Origin of the sequence: Stenotrophomonas sp. SrG (assembly GCF_050031795.1) — a bacterium.
Lineage (GTDB): Bacteria > Pseudomonadota > Gammaproteobacteria > Xanthomonadales > Xanthomonadaceae > Stenotrophomonas > Stenotrophomonas rhizophila_A.
The window spans coordinates 1-242 of the sequence record NZ_JBNBBE010000954.1 but is presented as its reverse complement, the minus strand read 5'-3'; the positions used below and the strand labels follow the sequence as shown (position 1 = coordinate 242).

At 65.3% G+C, this 242-nt stretch carries 1 protein-coding gene; it reads left to right on the top strand.

Annotation, left to right across the window (positions count from 1 at the left end):
• Positions 1 to 242 (top strand): MFS transporter (locus ACQG3P_RS22320; protein WP_426806273.1); only part of this gene is annotated, 242 nt, incomplete at both ends.

Here is a 242-nt window from a genome sequence, read left to right as displayed (position 1 = left end):
TTCTTCGCGGTGGGCCCGGGCGTATGCGTGTGGCTGGCTCTGTCGGAGCTGATGCCTACCCGCATCCACTCCAACGGCATGAGCATCGCGCTGCTGATCAACCAGTTCGGATCCACGGTGATCGCGGCGATCTTCCTGCCCACGGTGGGCCACCACGGCTACGCCAGCATGTTCTGCTTCTGGGCCGGCTGCTCGCTGCTGTACTTCCTGGTGGCCGCGTTCCTGCTGCCGGAGTCGAAGGG